The sequence below is a fragment of the Bradyrhizobium sp. CCGUVB23 genome (genome assembly GCF_024199885.1).
Classification (GTDB): domain Bacteria; phylum Pseudomonadota; class Alphaproteobacteria; order Rhizobiales; family Xanthobacteraceae; genus Bradyrhizobium.
In genome coordinates, this window is the sequence record NZ_JANADQ010000001.1 from 2,409,895 (window position 1) to 2,427,756 (window position 17,862).

General features: G+C 58.9%; 13 protein-coding genes. 11 read left to right on the plus strand and 2 right to left on the minus strand.

Annotated features, from left to right (window positions below):
- Positions 1 to 499: 499 nt before the first annotated feature.
- Positions 500 to 1,417, minus strand: coding sequence for a YopT-type cysteine protease domain-containing protein (locus NLN62_RS11105; protein WP_371932961.1), 918 nt, complete (start codon positions 1,415 to 1,417; stop codon positions 500 to 502).
- A 1,120-nt stretch (positions 1,418 to 2,537) separates the two neighbouring features.
- Here NLN62_RS11105 and NLN62_RS11110 point away from each other — a divergent pair.
- The 7 genes from NLN62_RS11110 (at position 2,538) to NLN62_RS11140 (ending at position 11,174) form a co-directional block, all read left to right on the plus strand.
- Complete coding sequence (locus tag NLN62_RS11110) at positions 2,538 to 3,404, plus strand: radical SAM/SPASM domain-containing protein (RefSeq protein ID WP_254108768.1); 867 nt, start codon at positions 2,538 to 2,540, stop codon at positions 3,402 to 3,404.
- 269 nt (positions 3,405 to 3,673) lie between these two features.
- Complete coding sequence (locus tag NLN62_RS11115; RefSeq protein ID WP_254108769.1) at positions 3,674 to 4,168, plus strand: hypothetical protein; 495 nt, start codon at positions 3,674 to 3,676, stop codon at positions 4,166 to 4,168.
- Between the two features lie 543 nt (positions 4,169 to 4,711).
- Positions 4,712 to 6,226, plus strand: a complete 1,515-nt coding sequence (locus NLN62_RS11120) for a GMC oxidoreductase (RefSeq protein ID WP_254108770.1) — start codon at positions 4,712 to 4,714, stop codon at positions 6,224 to 6,226.
- A 26-nt stretch (positions 6,227 to 6,252) separates the two neighbouring features.
- The gene (locus NLN62_RS11125; RefSeq protein ID WP_256575906.1) at positions 6,253 to 7,563 is read left to right on the plus strand and encodes an aminotransferase class III-fold pyridoxal phosphate-dependent enzyme; all 1,311 of its coding nucleotides are present in this window, start codon (positions 6,253 to 6,255) and stop codon (positions 7,561 to 7,563) included.
- A gap of 29 nt (positions 7,564 to 7,592) precedes the next feature.
- Complete coding sequence (locus NLN62_RS11130; protein ID WP_254108771.1) at positions 7,593 to 8,534, plus strand: sulfotransferase; 942 nt, start codon at positions 7,593 to 7,595, stop codon at positions 8,532 to 8,534.
- Entirely contained in the window at positions 8,531 to 9,778 is a 1,248-nt protein-coding gene (locus tag NLN62_RS11135; protein WP_254108772.1) for an MFS transporter, read from the plus strand. Before NLN62_RS11130 ends, NLN62_RS11135 begins: the two co-directional genes overlap by 4 nt.
- Positions 9,779 to 9,806: 28 nt before the next feature.
- Positions 9,807 to 11,174: a condensation domain-containing protein gene (locus NLN62_RS11140; RefSeq protein WP_254108773.1), complete on the plus strand. Its 1,368-nt coding sequence runs from the start codon at positions 9,807 to 9,809 to the stop codon at positions 11,172 to 11,174.
- A 413-nt stretch (positions 11,175 to 11,587) separates the two neighbouring features.
- On the opposite strand, the gene NLN62_RS11145 is transcribed toward NLN62_RS11140, so the two are convergent.
- Positions 11,588 to 12,097: a hypothetical protein gene (locus NLN62_RS11145; RefSeq protein WP_254108774.1), complete on the minus strand. Its 510-nt coding sequence runs from the start codon at positions 12,095 to 12,097 to the stop codon at positions 11,588 to 11,590.
- A gap of 595 nt (positions 12,098 to 12,692) precedes the next feature.
- Between NLN62_RS11145 and NLN62_RS11150 the strand changes: the two genes are divergently transcribed.
- From NLN62_RS11150 to NLN62_RS11165, 4 genes are all read left to right on the plus strand, one after another.
- Complete coding sequence (locus tag NLN62_RS11150; protein WP_256575907.1) at positions 12,693 to 13,340, plus strand: type IV toxin-antitoxin system AbiEi family antitoxin domain-containing protein; 648 nt, start codon at positions 12,693 to 12,695, stop codon at positions 13,338 to 13,340.
- A complete protein-coding gene (locus NLN62_RS11155) occupies positions 13,333 to 14,205 on the plus strand; it encodes a nucleotidyl transferase AbiEii/AbiGii toxin family protein (RefSeq protein WP_254108776.1) in 873 nt (290 codons plus the stop codon). The genes NLN62_RS11150 and NLN62_RS11155 overlap by 8 nt, the downstream gene beginning before the upstream one ends.
- A 6-nt stretch (positions 14,206 to 14,211) precedes the next feature.
- Positions 14,212 to 14,994, plus strand: a complete 783-nt coding sequence (locus NLN62_RS11160; RefSeq protein ID WP_254108777.1) for a hypothetical protein — start codon at positions 14,212 to 14,214, stop codon at positions 14,992 to 14,994.
- Between the two features lie 585 nt (positions 14,995 to 15,579).
- A complete protein-coding gene (locus NLN62_RS11165) occupies positions 15,580 to 17,181 on the plus strand; it encodes a glycosyl hydrolase family 18 protein (protein WP_254108778.1) in 1,602 nt (533 codons plus the stop codon).
- Positions 17,182 to 17,862 lie beyond the last annotated feature (681 nt).

The window sequence follows — 17,862 nt, forward strand, 5'->3', positions numbered from 1 at the left end:
CTCAGTCCATCGAGCTGTGGTCGACCACATGACCCCGCCATGGAATTGTAGTCCGGACATCCGCAACAGAAGGGTAGCCGATGCATAGCCGCGATACGCTTACCACCTCGGGCGCGGCGCGACAACGAGATGCTGATCGCTTTCTAGGCCGAGCCAGCTGAGCACTTCACCGCCCATTGGAAGGTAACAACGCCCAAAAGGAACCCACGCGTAGGCGCCTTAGCTCGGCAGGGCACAAAGGCGCCGGACAACGATTAAAGCCGACGCGTCCTCTGCCACGAGGTCACCCGCGCAAACTAACAACCGCCCGTACCGGCTATCCCCAATCGCACCGCTCAAACTCGCAGCCAGCGCCGGCTCTCACCCAACGCCCAGCGCTCCGCCTTCCGCAACCGGCAGCCGTGATGTACGCACGGAGTCGATTGCCGCATTTTTGACGGAACGAGGCTGTGCCGTGGTTGTCACCACGCGGAACATGCCACGAGCTTGCAGGCCCGACTCATTCCATCTTCTGTGTGGTGACTGTCGCCAAATGCCGCCCGTTGGGGTCCCTGTAACGATTGGCGAGGCTTTGGAACAAGTCCTCCATCTCCTCTGAGTGAACAGTAAATTCTCCATAGTTAGGATCAAAGAGTGTGGTTCTTCCACCCTGCGCCGCTGTTGCAACTGTGTGTGAGCCTCCTTCGGCGAAATACAAAGTGAGCAAATACTCCGATCCGTCGTTGGTGATCTTCCCAAGCATGCGCGAGACGCTCGAATGCTCGCCGAATTGGTAGACCTTCTCCTTTCCGGATGGTCTCAGGCCTGCTCGCCGCAACATGCTGTTTTGTGCCTCTAAGTCTGCCTGAGAATCTCCCAATCCCTCGAGTCGCAACTGGTCCTTGCCGTCTTGATACTCCTCCTGCCGCTCAGCCGCTGAATAGTACATTTGTGATCCGGGTGTTAGCGCACTCATTCGAGTTGATGGGCTGTTGTGGAGATTGCGGAGCCACTCCGCAGTCAACCCGACGCAGATGCCGTCTACATTTGCTTCGTGCAATTCGGCCGTCCTGTAGTCGAACAGGGGGGTGATCGGCCTCGCCGTAGAGGATGTACCGGGATCATGTGGATCCGTGGCCTGTGGCGTGCTGACGCAACACCCCATTTTGTCGGGCAACTCCCCAGGTGGCAGCCTCCTCCGCGAGGTGAGATTTTGCCTGGTTCTGCCAAATGGTAGCCTTTCGAATTCCATGACAGGAGGTTGGGAAACGAGCGAATACGGCCGTGTTGGCGCCGAAGACAAAGTTGCATGGGGATCTGGCACCGATCGGGACGACATGCCCGCCAATGTTTGCCGAAAGCGGTCGCTGTCTATCGACTGAGTCGGCTCGTGAGCATGGTTGAGGAATGTGGATGGGCCACTGATTCGATTGTGCATGGTGATTTTCGCTTCCCTTCGGCGTCAAGTCTCTTCGCAGAGAACTGAGGCTGCTTAGGTCCGGCTGCGAATGATACTCACACAAGCTGATCCCAAGCTGACGGGCAGGCGTTGCTCAGCTTAACAGAGCATGACGAAGACAGAGCATGAAGCAGGGTATCGTCGCGCGACCGGGCATCCGACGGAGCTTGGACGGTAGCAGCATCGTATACAGGCGGCGAGCGCGACCCGTGGTGATGGCGGCCCATGTCAGGCAGACGATCCCTGGGACCTCGATAGATGCTTGCAGTCAAGCGATGGCAAAGCAGGTTCGCGATGGATCGTCGACAGAAAGAAGCACGGTACTTTCGTGTCGATTTGAAGCGCATCATCCGCCGTTTCTTCGGCGAGCAAGCTAGCGGGAGCCGGAAGATTCGACGAAGCCCCTCATGATGCGCGCGAACTATCGCAATTGCGCCACGCTGATAGGTGCATAAAATCTCACACCTGCAAGGGTCGTCTCATCACCAGATTAAGGTTCAGTCCAGAAGATGCAGTCAGGCCCACCTGGGTCTATTCATCGTTGTCGAGCGCCATACCAACGGCGACGTTCAGGTCTAATGGATCGAGTGCGCGTTCCATTCCGCTCCCTATCGAGAGAGCTTGAATCGTACGTAACGTTACATTGTACGATCCCGATCGCATGAACCCAGACCAACGCCGGTTGTGACAATCCAGCCGATTGACTGCCCATTGGTGCGAGCTTCAATGGCATGGCCAATTTCTATCGCAAGAGGTAGGAGGACTGAGAGAACAATGACCAATGCCGGCGTACTGGGGAGTGGATTTTGCGCCGGCGGTTACCGAACTCGCAGAAATCTCGACATTGAGTTGGTCCCGGGCTCGGCGCGCTTGCTCCGGCAGATCCGTGCCCCTGCTGGGATTTCAATTGGATGGGCGGGAGGAAAGCCGCACGAGGTGGGATATCTACTTTCGTCGTGAGCTCTGTCGCCTTTATCGCCCAGTCATCCGAGAACATGCACGACCGAGAACGTGCGTGAGTAAGCCCTCATGAAGAACGCAAATCGGCGGTCCTGCGTCGGAACGCTCTTTGTTCCGGCCATTCCGGAGAACCCTGCAAATGATTGAATCATACCCGGAGAATATACAGAACCTGCGCGCTGCAATCCCTCTTGGCGGCAGGGTCCTGGAGATAACGACGACCACGGGCTGCGTCGTCGGATGTTCTTATTGTCCTCAGGACAAGTTCGCCGAACGGCAAAGAGCCGTGTCACACGCAAAGCATCTTCGGCTCGAAGATTTCAAGAGGTGCCTTTCGCACGTACCAGCAGCTGTCGACATCAGCTTTGCCGGGTACTCAGAGCCCTGGCTCAATCCGGCTTGCACCGAAATGGTTGAGCATGCCTACGCAGCTGGCCATGGCATCCGAATTTTCACGACACTCGCAGGAATGAGCGAGCGGAATCTACGACGCTTGCAAGCGCTGCAATTCCGAGTTTTCCTGGTGCACGTGTTTGATGACGGCACGTACATGAACAGTCGCCTGGTCAGACGCAAGTATGTCGATTTGATGCGTCAACTGGTCGACGCAGACATTCCATCGATGCTGTTCATAGTCATGGGTGAGGTTCATCCCGAGCTTGTCGACATAATCCCCGAGGAAGCGCTGGTTCGTTCGCGTCCGCTGAGCAGCAGGGGTGGAAGCGTCGATCCAAAGATCGTTGAGGCACGACAGCCGATCGTCGGAGCACTAACATGTGTCGACGAACGAGAACATCGTAATGTTCTTCTCCCAAACGGCGACGTCACCCTTTGCTGCATGGATTTTGAGCGACGCCACATCCTGGGCAATCTCCTCCGCGATGAATATCAAGATCTCTTCAAAGGACCGACTTTTCGCAAGATTGTCGATCGCATGAACGGGGAGGACGGTTTTCTTCTCTGCCGGATATGTGAATTCGCTAAGCCAACGGCATCGGGATGCTGATTTGTGAGGGGACCGACGCCCTGCCCTGGCGCACAACTGCCGCGAAAGCGCGTCGCTCAAGGCGAGACTCTGCCCGACCAAGCTGCTCTGTTTGGACCGTTCTGGCTCGTGCATGTCAACAGCTTTGGCCAAATTCATCAGGTCATCGGTCACGACGTTCGTGGGCGAAAGATTTTTACTCTGCAAGCGCCCACCCTTTTTTTGAGGCTAATCGACGCGCATGCATTCGGCATGCGGACCTTCAGCACGGGCACTCTAACAGCCAGGCAATGACCGAGTTTCCACAAGGGCGTCCGGGACGAGCCAAGTGCGCCGATCGGTTTTCGGAACGGGTAGAATCTCTCGATGGCAAATCGAGTGACGGTTTTCTTCTATGGCCTTTCATGGACCCGGAAGGCTTGATGGCAAAAGGTCTTCGTCCGGCCAATTTCAGAAGGGCCTATCTCGAGCGGTTTGCGCTGAGGCTATCAAACCGTGCAACGTTGGTGGCCTATCATAAGGGGCGGGTTTACGGCACAATCGCTACTCTTACCCATGCCGAACTAGATCGGCTCTATTCAGAGCCGAGCGTCGCAGCCTATCGACCCGAGCCTGTCCTCGCCCGACTTGCCGACGGCACGGCAGAGCTGGCGCTTTGCTTCAATCTTCCAACGATCCCGGACGACAGGACGACCGATCCGGGCTATGTAGCTGACCTGCGAGCGATCGCGCGGAAGGTCGGCTTGTCGGAGTCATACGTGGCCAGCATTGGCAAGGACGAATAAGGGCTATGATGGCACCTCGCGACGGGGCTTGCGCCAACGACAATCGCGACCGGACACATCGCGCTGAAGCGCTGAGCCTCATCGCTTGACATGAGCCGCGATCGGGGGACCGGCCCCAAATCAGTGCAATATCCCGGCCTACCGCCTACCTCTTGCGTGATCGTCCGTACTGAAGGTGTCAAAGGCCGTGCTCAACTCTCGTTGAGCTTCCATTCCAGCGACAATGAGATGCCGTTCAGCGCCGCTGGCCGCCCGCCCGCCCTATTGACCAAGTTCTTTAGGGTTGGCGGTACCGTTCTTTTTCAAATTCAAAGTTCTTAGCTCGCTGCTTCGGTGGATTTGAACATGCTCACGCGGGCGCGCGCCCAAGGGACTTGAATCGCACGGAACGTCATATTGTAGGATTTTCAAAGTAGGTCGCGACGGTCTGACTAGGCGTACGTTCGACGCTGGCGCTGACAGTTCTCATGAGCCGTCTTGACCTGTCCTTTATGGGCACGTCGCCATGAGGCATGGCCGATGTCCCATGCCATAGGTGGGGCAATGACGTCCAACGCCGTTGACGTTTGTGTAGTCGGCAGTGGTGCCAGCGGCTCGATCGTCGCCCACGAGATCGCCAGAAACGGATTCCGGGTACACGTCCTCGAAGCGGGCTTGAAGCTTCCCACTGACGCCTCACTGGCGACGGTCCAAAATGGTATTGACGCCGCCCTGGTGCGCTCCCCGACCGGTACATTGAGGCCGATCGGCTGGCCGTGGACCGTGTCGACGCTCGGTGGTGGAATGACACTCTACGCCGGCATCGCTTTCCGATATCGCAAGGTTGATTTCGACGCACGAGCGCATGTCGCCCCCGACGCGCTCGACCCGGTCTGGCCCATCGACTACGGCGAACTGCGCCCCTATTACGAGGAGCTCGAACAGCGGATGGGGGTGGCGAGGTTGGCTGGCGCGGATCCACTCGAACCGCCCAGTGATCCCGCCGTGCTGCCACCGCACAGGTATAGCTTGCAGGGCGGATTGATCGCTACGGCGGGCGGACGCCTAGGCCGGCAGCCGTTCCCGACCCCGCTGGCGATCAACTCGGTCCCCTACCGCGGCCGGCCGGCCTGTGACCGGTGCGGCCCGTGCAACGAACACCCGTGTCCAAGCGGCGCGCGTGCCGATGCGCACTCACCATTCACCGACGTTTGCCTGCCACCCGGCGCCCTGTCGGTCAGCTCGGGCAGCAAAGCTGTGCATATCGAACTTGGCAGCGTCAGCCGCGCCGATACGGTCGAATGGTTGGACACCGTCACCCGGCAACGCGCACGGATCCATGCCCGCTGCATGGTGCTCGCTGGCAACGCGATTCAATCTGCCGCCTTGCTGCTACGCTCAGTGCAGCGAGCGGCCCCCAACGGCATCGGCAACACCACGGGCATGGTCGGCAGGGCCATCTGTTTCAAGATCAGCGGCTACGTCTCTGGGACCATCACAATGAATCGGCTGCCTTTGCATTCGTCCGGTGGACCGCTCTCCACTGTTGCGATGACCGATCACTATCTCGACGGTGATGCGCCCTCTGGCCTCGGCGGACTTATTTACGAAGCCAGTCCAGCAGATCGGGCGGCCGGCGAGGGACAGGTGCCGCTAAGAGTGCATTTCCTGGCGGCCGATCAGCCCATGCGCAGCAACGCCGTTCGACTGGCCAACAGTCGCGATCGGCTCGGTCTGCCCAATATCATTCTTGAATACCGCACCCATCCGCTCGACAAGCGCCGTCTCGGCTATTTGTCCCAACGCGCATCGGACGTGCTGACCGAGGCAGGCGTGAAAGAGATCGATTACGAGGATTCCAACTATCAGTTCGGTAGCGGCCATCTGCATGGCGGCTGTCGAGCGGGAGTTGATCCAAAGGAATCCGTAGTCGACCGCTGGGGTCGCGTGCACGATATCGACAATCTCTATGTCGCGGACGGCGGGTTCTTCCCGTATCCCGGAGGCGTCAACCCGACCTTCACCATTCAGGCCAACGCGCTGCGGATCGCTCGGCGAATCCTCACGCAGCTGGCCTGAGGGCCGCGACGATCGGAGAATTTTTGATGTTCACCAGCACACCCCACGGCACGTTGGCCACGACGGATACGCACAAATCCGCACTGCGCCGCGCGTTGCGGATCACTGCGTCGGAGAAATGGGATCTCAATCGGCGTTTTCCCCTCGTCATGAGCCATGCCTGCGGTGCGCATGTCTTTGATGTCGATGGAAGGCAATACGTGGATCTCACCTCCTGTAGCGGGGCTGCGCCGCTTGGAGCTGGATATCAACCGGTCGTCGATCATGTGACTGCAGAATTGCGCCGCACCGGCGGCATCCTGCCCGGGCTGTTGTCCGTGCATCGGATCGAAGTGGCCGAGCGGCTAGCGGAGATATTCCCGCTCGCGCAGCGCTCGATATTTTTCCGCACTGGCTCCTGCGCCACGACCGCCGCAGTCCGCCTTGCTCGTTCACATAGCGGTGTGAACCTGGTGCTTACCAGCGGATATCACGGTTGGCACGACTGGCACTTGCAGGACCGTCCGGGGATGGGACTACCCGACCGGGACCTGGACAGTATCGACTTCCATTACGACCTTGACCTGCTCAAGAGACTGACCAGAGCGCAGCGCGTCGCTGCTGTGATCATCACTCCCGAGGTCAACTTCTTTCCGCCCGAATATCACCGGGAATTGCAAAATCTCGTGCACCAATGCGGTGCCCTGCTCATCCTGGACGAGGTGATGACGGGATTCCGCTATCGCTTCGGCGGCTATCACACCGCGATCGGGCTTGCGCCCGACCTGATCACACTCAGCAAGGGACTGGCCAACGGCATGGCGCTATCGGCGGTGGCTGGTCGGGCAGACGTGATTGGCGCCGCCGAAAAGACATACATGGGCAACACCTATCAACGCGAGATCACCCCGTTCGCTGCCGCCCTGAGCACCCTCGACGCGCTGAGCGACGGCGCCGCGCTCGCCCGGATGCACCAGGTTGGCGAGGACCTCATCAATGGCCTCAACGAGGTCTTCGCCCGCCATCAGGTTCAGGCGAGCGCGTTCGCATGGCCGACCATGTTCGACGTCGTGTTTGCCAATGCCGAGCTCGGTCACACATTCTTTCAGGAGATGTGGTCGCGCGGCTTCCTCATGCAGTACGGCGGCCGTTTCATGCCGTCCGCCGCGCTCTCCGATGCCGACGTGCAAGGTGCGATTGATGCCGCCGGACAGGCTCTGACGGCGGCACTGGCCCGGGTAGACGCTACTGGCGACAATCCGGATCCGATCGCCGCTGCGGTGCGGTTTGCCGGTGATCACTTCATCGCAACGCCGGACACCGTCCGGCGGTGGGTCACCGCTGCGAGCCATCCATGAATACCAGCAGTCGAGGAGCGGACACTCCCATGCCCAAGGCCGACCTGTTCTCCAGCTCGCCGGTGCTGCTCGGTGGCGAGAATCGATCCGGCACCACCTTGTTGAGCGTCGTGCTGGACTCCCATGCCGATCTGGTGGTCGGGCCGGAGATCGACTTTCTAGAACCGCCGAACCTCGGGCCGCACATTCTAGGAGCGACCGACATGCTCGCAGCTAGCGATTCCCGGGTCAGCGGCACCACCAAGAGCGCGATCGACGCGTTCTGGTATGACGGCGCGCATTTCGTGGTGCAATGCCAGCGGTTCGGCCTGAACTTCGATGATGTGCGCAAGCTTGTTACCAAGGTGATGGACGAGACGGCGGGCGATATCATTTCGTTCGCCGACAGATGCAGGCTGATCAACGAGATCGGTGAGTTCCGTAAGGTACGAACAGGGGCAAGGCGCTGGGGACTGAAGCTCCAACGCAAGATCACCCAAATCGACGTCTTCGCACAGCTATGGCCCGATGCGCATTTCGTGCACATCGTCCGGGATGGTCGGGACCTTGCCGCCTCGCATTTGAAAACCGTGCCAGACTGGGGATACCGAACTGTGGCAGAGGCCGCGCACGGCTGGCTTGAAGTCGTATCTCGGCCGCATCTCCTCGCGCCGCCGGCGCGCTATCTCGAGGTGCGCTATGAGGATTTGGTGACTCGCCCTCGTCCCAGCCTCATGCAGATCTTGGATCACCTGCAGCTACCCTGGGATGAAGCCGTGCTGCGGCACGCCGAGCATAAGCACGCGCTGTTCGAAAGGCCGCACGGCCATCCGGCAGCCGAGTCCGCGGGCAAACCGTTGCACGCAGGCCGCCTTGGCCGGTACAGGCAGGATCTGACACTCACGGAAGTCGCGGAATTCGAGCGGATCGCCGGCGGCGAATTGGCCCGGTTGGGTTATCTGTCGACCTCGAGCCCGGCCATCGACGTATGAATCCCACCGAGATCTCCCCCTCATCTCGAGGATTACCGCGCGGCTACTTAGGGCTGCTCGTCGGGCGCACTGTATCGGAATTGGGATCCGAAGTGACGGTGCTGGCGCTACCCCTGACGGCGATCACTCTGCTGGGAGCGGGCCCGGCGCAGACCGGGTTGTTGCTTGCCTGCGGCCGGGCGCCGAACCTCGTGATTGGCCTGCTTGCCGGGGTGATCGTGGACCGCCTGCCACACCAATGCATCCTGTTGACTGCCAATTTAGTGATGGCAGTAACGCTCGCAACCATTCCGCTGCTCGCCAGTCTTGGCTGGCTCGGAATGGTCCAACTGTGTGCGGCAACCACGCTTGTCGGGACGGCTGCGGTAATCGGTGAAGTCGCCTATCTGGCGTGCGTGCCAACCGTCGTTGATCGTGCTCTACTCGTCAGAGCGCAGAGCTCCTGGCAACTCAGCAGATCTTGCGTGGTGACCGTCGGTCCGTTTCTGGCAGGCTGGCTGGTCAGCGCGTTCTCCGCGCCAACCGCGATTCTCGCCGACTCGGCCTCGTTCGTGCTGGCCACCGTCTTGCTGCCGCTGGTGCCGAAACGCACGGCCGAACCGCCGGCAACTGGATCGAGCTCGGTCATCAGTCAGATCGCGGAAGGACTGACGACCGTGTTTGGCAACCCGATTCTGCGGGCGGTTACGTTTGCGACCGGCAGTTTCATCTTCTGCTACAACGCTTACTCTGCGGTCTTTCTGCTTTATCTGACCCAACATCTTGGTTTGGACGGTTGGACCACGGGCGTGGTTCTCAGCATCGGCGCACTGGGTGGTATTGGGGGCGCGGCCACCGCAGCATGGGCCGGCCGCGCGATCGGCGTTGGGCCTGTGTTAATGGTTACCTTGGCGCTTAGCGGCGCCGGCATGACCCTGGCAGCACTGCTCACGCAGCAGCGGCCGGCGGCAGTCATTTGCGTTGCGCTGTCCCAGTTCGTGCTGTCGTTTGGTCAAGAGATCTACAACGTACACCAGGTCTCCGTTCGATACGCGCTGTCTCCGCCTCGGGTGCTGGGCCGCGTCAACGGGAGCATCCGCAGCCTGGTGTGGGGGCTTGCGCCGCTAGGCGCGCTGCTTGGCGGTGCGGTCGGCGCCGGGCCTGGCCTGCGGACTGCGCTAGTGGCCAGCAGCGCGCTGGGTGCGGCCTCCATGCTGTGGATCTGGCGATCGCCCCTGCGCCGCACCCACAGCTTGCATCTCTGATACCACGGACTGGCTGGCAGGACTGCGCATGGAGATCAACGAGCTCGGGGACCTCGAGTTGTGGCCGGGCCGGCTGACCTTGTGGCGCATCAGCGTGCCCGGCACGGCCAGATGGCGCCCGGACCCGCGTCGCCCGTCCTATGTTCAGGAGGAACACCTTCGCTGTTTCGAGAATGGCCGGCCAGCCTGGCTGGGCGTCGCGTTTGAATGGTCGGGCGAGGTCGATACGGCAGCACTGAGCTGCGCGATCCTTGGCTGGGTCGACCGGCACGAGGCACTACGCTGCCGCTTCGACAAGGACGGCACCGCGATCCACCTTGCGACGGTCGGCCCAGGGGCGGCAGCACTCGATCTGGTCGAACTCGGTGACTATGCCGATCCGGACGAATTGGCCCGGACGCTAGATGAAGTGTTCGACACCGAAACGAAACCGCTGAGCTGGCCACCGTATGTCTTCGCAACAATCAGCCGGCCCGAATGCACCACTCTCGTCATCGCCTCCGACCACTCGGTGACGGACGCCTACTCCATGGCCTCGGTACCCTACGAGATCAGGGAACTCTACTCCGCGGCGATTCAGGGCGTGGCCCCGCGACTGGCTCCGGCGCACAGCTATCTGGAGTACGCCGTCTCCGAGCGCGCCCGTGTGAGCGATCTGACCGACGGGGATCCGGTGATCGGACACTGGCGCGAGCTGATTGCGGCCACCGGCGGTCAACTGCCCGATTTTCCGGTGTCACTCGGTGCACTGGGCGGCGGCGCCGTCTTGCAGCAAACCAGACGGATCTGGCTATCTGACGCGGAACGCGCAGTGAGGTTCGATCGGGCGTGCCGCGCCCAAGGCGGACATACAATGGCAGGCATGTTTGCGTGCCTGGCCTTGGCGGGGAAAGCGCTGGGCAACCAAAAGAAATTCCACTCCGTCGTTCCCTTTCACACGCGAAACGCAACGCGATGGAAGAACTCGGTTGGGTGGTATGTCGGGATGAGCCCGGTAAGCTTCCCGGTGTCCGACACGTTCCCAGATCTACTGCGCTCCGTTAGGCTCGAACTGAAGCGGGCCAATGAAACCGCGCAGGTGCCTTTTTCCAAGGCGATGGACGTGCTAGGCGCTGCATTGCGGGATCGCTTTATGGTCTCCTATATGGACGATCGGGTGGTTCCCGGATCGCATTGCTGGGCGCGCTGGCGAACGAGATTTCTGATAAGCCGCAGCAGCGACCCGCAGGAGGTCTATGTGTGGGTCAGCCGGTCGCACGATGGAATCTGCTTGAATTTCCGTCACCCCGGCACGCCAACCGCCCGCACCGCAGTGGACCGCTATTTCGCCGAAGTCGCGAGGCTAGCCAACGGGATCAGCGGTGCATTATCGCGGCCAATCGTGATGGACGACTGACTTGGCTACCGGCGTACAAAAAACTCTCACGTTTGCCGATCGAAAACCGGTGTCCCAGGGACGTCCAACCGTAGCTGCGTTGGATGATGTGCGCCGTCGCGAAGAGACCGTTCAGCACGATCGCTCAGCGAGACATCCACGATCATGGAAGCCTTGTGAGCGGCGATGTCACGGTGCCGCTCCTATGACATTGGCCGGTGTCCCTCGGCGTAAAGGGTGGGCATGCAGCGCGGCCACCGCGCTTAGCGATGCAGCCCAGATTGATGTCTTCTTTTTTCTAGCGACCATTCTGTCGCGGGCTCATCAAAACGTTGCCCAGATTCCGACAGTCGACAACAAAAGAGACGTTCGACCCGCCAATCCACATGCGGTTTGACTGATTCCAGATAGCCAGCCGGGCGCGCGAGGCTGGCTCACTTCGGTTGAGCGGCTTCAGGCCAATCTGAGAACTCCATCTCAAACCGACCAAATCCAGCCGGCTTGGTCGTAAAGTTGACTGCCTTTCCTGACAGCGCCGCTAATGAGCCGGATGCGAACTTAAAGACCATCTTACCGGATGCTGCTATGCCAAGAGGTCTCTTATCCCGCATGATTAGGAAGGCGGTCCCCTCCAGAAGCTGTCCAACTGCAAATCCGTCGATCGCGTGGTGAATATCGAGAGACGCTAAAGACGTCCCTTTCTGACCATCCAACTCGCTGACCGAAATCGCCGTGATCGTGGCATCTCTCAATGGCCCGTCGGCCAGGTGACAGGTATATTGAAGGCTGATGATGACGTGCTCATCCCGATCGCCCATTGGCTCTCGATCAACCCCGTCTGTCGAGCAGTCATAGCGCCGGATCGTGTCCGCACGCGCTCCCCCGCTCAGCCCGAGCAAACCCAAAGCGGAACATAGAACGATCGCGAGAAAGGATGTCTTCATCCGCTTATGCCTTCGTGGGATACCCTCCTTGATACGTACAACTTGACGCTACGACCGATTCAAGCTCTCGGGTGGGATACGTTAGGGCGACCCAGAGCTGCATTTGTGGAAGCGTAAGAATATCGAGTCCCTTCGTTCTCGGGTTCGCGGTCGAAGCCGCCGACGCCTCCCGCATCCCGCGTCGCACTGGAAGAACGAGGATCTCTTGCGGTTGCGTCGCGATTTATAAAAGCGGTGCATTTACCTTGGGTTGGCGGGCTTATGAGGAAATCATACAGCCAGACCTTTCCCTGCCTGGAATTCGCGCTGCGTGTCCGTATTGGCCATCAATTTATAGGGCGCGTCGATCGAAAGGGAAAACCGAGACCGCCGGTCATGCTTCCTGAATTGCTCGAGGCGGCCAAAGCACAGGGACTGATCTCCGGCGAGATTGAGTGGGCGCCCCTTGCGACGATTACGGCGATGATTGCGGAGCTATTCGATCCTCGGCCAATTCACTAATTTGCGATACATTTCAATGGCTTAATCTATTTGCTAGATACATTTCATCGCGAAATCTATTGACAATTGCAAGGGTTTCTATCATGCTCCTCTTATGGAAACGGTACCCACGCGGCAGGAAGATCGCGCGGCCTCGCTCCTTCAGGAACGGGGGATGATGCGCCTGTCCGAATTCATCAAAGAAGGCATCACCGCCACCACGATCTCGCGAATGGAGCAGAAGGGCCTCCTCAATCAACTGAGCCGCGGCCTCTACCAGCTTCCCGATGCTCCGCTCGATGTCCATCATTCGCTGGCGGTGGCCGCCAAGCTCGTGCCAAACGGAGTTATTTGCTACGATTCCGCCCTCGCCTTTTACGAACTCACGGACCGTATTCCTCCCTATGTCTGGGTCGCAATCGGCCCGCGCGAATGGCGGCCGAAGATCGAGCGTCCCAGAGTTGAAATCGTCCGCTTTGGGCCCAAGGTGTTCGACAAGGGCATCGAGCATCACACAATCGAGAATGTCCCTGTCCGCATCTATTCTCCGGCAAAGACCATTATCGACCTATTCAGAAGCGCGCGCTTTCAGCATGCGGCTTACGAGAGCACCGGCGGGTTCGTGCAGGCGACACAGGCCATGAAAGAAGCCCTGCGACTGCGCAAAACCACGCCCGCCGAGATCGCACGGTTTGCCGTCGAAGGCGGTGTCTGGGAAAAAGTCGTTCAGCCTCGCCTGGAGGCGCTAACTCTGGATGCGTAAGCCGCTGCAAAATGTCGGCGCGTCCATCCGCGCGCGCCTTCTCAATCTTTTGAAGCAACGCAACGAGCCCTTCGAACTGCTGCTCACGCAGTACACGCTTGAACGGCTTCTCTACCGGCTCAGCATCAGCAAAGAGCGCAACCGGTTCGTCCTCAAGGGTGCCATGCTCATGCGGCTGGACGATCCTCACCGACCTACCCGCGATCTTGATCTGCTCGGGTTCGGCGAAAGCGATCCCGAGCTAACTCTCAAAGCCTTTAACGAAGTCTGCGCCATCAGCGCCGATGACGGTGTAATCTTTGACGCCAAAGACCTGACGGTCGATCGGGTTCGCGATGAATCCGGGTGTAGTGGCCTTCGGCTCAAGACCTATGCGACGGTTGATGGCGCACGTGTCCGCATCGTCATCGACATCGGCTATGGTGATGCCACCGAGCCGGGCCTCGAAGAGATCGAGCTGCCCGCTCGGCTCGATCAGCCGGCGCCCAAACTTCGCGCCTATCCGCCCGAAACAGTCGTTGCTGAAAAATTCCAGGCCATGGTGATGCTTGGCCTTGCCAACACGCGGCTCAAGGATTTCTACGACATCTGGGTCTTGGCGAAGACGCATCAGTTCTCCGACGACCGGCTGGCCCGGGCCATCGCCGCGACCTTCGCACGAAGGAAGACGGCTATTCCGACCGAGCGGCCCGATGCGCTGACGCCGATCTTTGCAGCCGATCCGACCAAGCAGCAGCAATGGGTTGCCTTCATCCGGGACGTCGCCATTGATCCCGGATCGCTTGCCGACGTGGTTGAAGCGCTAGCGGGTTTTCTGATGCCTCATGCGAGCAATGCACTGGAGTTGGTGCGCAACAACGAGTGACCCGACGTGCAGAATCCGGCTTCGCCAGTCAAAACTGACCCAACAACATCCGCGACATCTTCATGGAGGCTCTGGATCGGCTCGATCAAGCACGCACAGGGTGGCGGGTTTGTTCACGGATGTGCAGCTCGTAGCTTCCATGCGCCCGGCTGGAACGATGAAGCGACCTTCGCACTATCCGCCAACGCGCAGCTAACCGTCCATCAGGCCACCGTCACGGACGACGCATTTGCAGTCTTCCACGACAAGATCATGCGTGGCACCATCGATACGGCGGCAGTATCTCCTTCGAATTTCCAGCTCCGTGTGGCGGCCGCCCGCGTCATCGTTCAGGAAGCTCTCGGTCAATCAGGCGTTCCAACCGAGTTGTACTACTCCCTTCCCGACGTGGAGGCTCTGGTCGGTCGGGAACATGAACCGCTCGCAAGCCTCCTCTCGGTTCTACAGCAACAACTCAACCTGCCATTCCCAGAGACCTATGCCAGCCACCTGGGCAACTTCGAAATTTTCCGCCTGCACCCTTGGCTTGACGGACAGTCTCCGTTCCTCATCGAGGCCGTACCGAACACTGATTTGAATCGTGATCTCCCCCAGACGAGCGAGATATGCCGCACGCCACAAGTCGCGTCTGCGACCCATGCCGCACATCTGGTCGGACGCTCGCACGGAGACGTGGTTCTCGATCGCATCATCAAGCTCTCGCCGAGTGAACGTCGCGTCCCAACACCGGCTCCGTGCGCGTGCCCTCCGACTCCGAACTTAGGACTATGTCGAGTGAGGAACGTATAGCCTTTCGCAATTCTCAAAGCACTCCATGAAGCGATATGCTCAGGGCGCGAGCGTCGCACTGATGTTTGCGCTGGTCATCGCGGTTGTCGCACTCGTCGCGCAAGCGGGGGGCCTTTAATCGGTGATGTTGCTGAAATCGAGCTCGGAGAGGACCGATCGCTTGTTGCCGCGTTGCTTGCTGCGATCCGAATCCCACATAGACCCGAAGTTGTGACATGCCGCCTTGACGCTCCTAGACGGGGCGCAAAAAAACCGAGAAAGCATCGGGAGACGTTGAAAACCGTTGCGGTGTCAAGGCCTCAGTTTCTCTAAAATCAGGTTACGCTACAGCATCGCCGATATCGATCGGACTGTGATAGCATCCCGGACCAGGCAATCCAAAGCAGCACACTCGTTTCGACCAGCATCGCGACCACTATGAGCGCCAACGCGTGCCTTTCGACCGAGCATTCTCCTAGCCAACAGTTACGCCACCCTTGAGCATTTCTTCGCCGAAGCTGAACAAATGCAGAAGTTCGCCATTAACGACAGGTTTCGACGCTCGGAAAGCGGGACAGCCGTCGATCTTGTCAAAAGGAAAAAATGATGAGCGGCAGAAGAACATTGCGCCTGGCTTTGTTGTCGATCACGCTTACATCTTGCCTTGCAGGGAATGGGCTCGCGGCGCCCACAATTTCGGCATATTACCTGACTGGCCCCGGCGCAGAAAAAGGCACGCCGGACTACTACGCGAGTCTGGAAAATCTCAAGGAGCTCAGCGAGAAGATCGAGCACGATCAGACGAATTTCAACAGCCTCGTGCTGTCGTTCGTGCAGCCCGGTTTGACCAAATACACATCGAACGATCTGACCTGCACGGGACTTTTTGGTTATACCTGTAGCAGTGACAGAGGCACAACCAAGGCTGTCTCTGCGGAGAACAGAGATCCGAAAGCCGATTTCGAGACTCTGAAAAGGATCGTCGCCGATCTAAGAGCCCACGGCGTGGAAACCTCCATAGCAGTCGGCGGATGGAATTTCAGTTGTTATCCCAATATCTACGATGCGACGGCAGGAAAGAGCAATTCATGCGGCCCCGAGGATGAAGTGTATGATACCTTTCCGAACCCTTCGACTGAAATACCTCGTCCTCAATTTGAAAGCGGCATCATAGGAAGCGGCGCGGACAGCGCATACAAGAACATCGTTGCGCTCGCAAATGATCTTGGGGTTACGGGCATCGATGTCGATTATGAAGAGTTCTGGCACGCCGACATCAATGCCAAGTCTTGGACGTTGACTCCCGACAAACTCACGCCGCCCGCACCGACCAATGATGCGATGAAAGCGGAGATGCTAGACGACAAGGCCTTGATGCAGCTTGGCATCGGAGCTGACGTATTTGGCGACGCCATGAAACTCAATCCTGACAGCGACAAGCTTCCACGTGCCATGCCGCGGACGGTCGAGAAGTTCGCTGCGATTCTGAAATCGTTGGACAACGCGATCACAAGCATCAATCGGTCCTTGAAGCTCAGCGTTGCAGCCCCTGCCAACGGTGGGATCCCGAATATGTCGGCCAATTGGGACACTGTCGCTCCGAACTCGGGCATTTATGGAGGTGTATGGCGGGGCGGCAATCTTTATGGCCTGATCTACAACACCGCCCTCCTCCACAAAGCGGAGATAGACAAGTTAAGCCAGGTCGGCATTATGTCCTACGATCTTGGTGAACTGGACTGTGAGCGCACCCGTCCCGGGACTCACATTCCATGTGATCTCGTAGGACAAGTAAACTATTACTATGCGCAGTCCGCGGTTTGGCTCAAAAATGGCAACGGACTACCGGCAGATTCGAAGTTTGCAGACTTGCACGCAAAAGTCTCAGGATCGAGAACCGGCGCTCGAGCCTCAATTCAGCCCCGCAAACTCCTGATCACGCCACCGATCGCGGTCGGCTTTGAAGTGGGACAACCAGCAAGCGGGAATCTGCCACTTACCAGAGATGATCTGACGAAGATCATAGATGAGACAATCAAGCATTCTCGGTCAGGGATCATCATGTGGGATTTATACAAAAACGTCCGCTTCGATCGAGATCAATGGAAACCGAACTGGGCTAGCCCGAAGGACGTGCTGAAGGAAGCTTGCACGAAAATGGGGCTTTCCGGACAGTATTATAACTGCGAGGCCAACATCCCACGCTAGAGGAGATCCAGTTACTCAAGATCATATCCTGCTGCCTTGAAGGCGGGTTCTGCCGGCGTCAGTTTATCGAAAGCGAAAGCCGATAGCCTCCCATAGGGCCGTGATTGTCTGCTCGGCCGTGGCTTGCCAGATTGCCTGGAGCCGTGACTGCGACCGGGTGGGATAGCGACCTGCTAGATGCACATGAGTTTTGCCAAGGAGCACGCTTGGATCTCACGAACTCTTACGTGTGAACAAGATCGGAGACCATGCCTTGAGCCAGCGAGCGCTGGCGAATGCGCACTGATCGCGAAGTGCTAACGGCGAATTCGCTCCGAGCGGCTGCCGTTGTGCACAGTGAGAATAAATCGTGCTTGGATCGTCACTCGAATTGACTGGATCTCGATCCACGATGTGCATGAACGAGAAACTCGTGTGAGTGGCTCAAGAGCCCGGTGCGATGGAAAGTGTTGTTGCACCTCGATCATCGCTCATCGTATGAGCTGCTCTCAAGTGCTTCAGCCGCGGATTTGTTGCGAAGAACTATCTGTTCGTCCCTTCGGCATCCACCAACAAGCTGATTTGGACCGGCAGAACATCAACCACCTGCTCGCGATTCGCTATCATCGTACGAGCACGGCGTCCCGCCATTCATACCGTAGCCGGGACTTCGGAAATGACATGATGGGTGCCGCCGCGGCG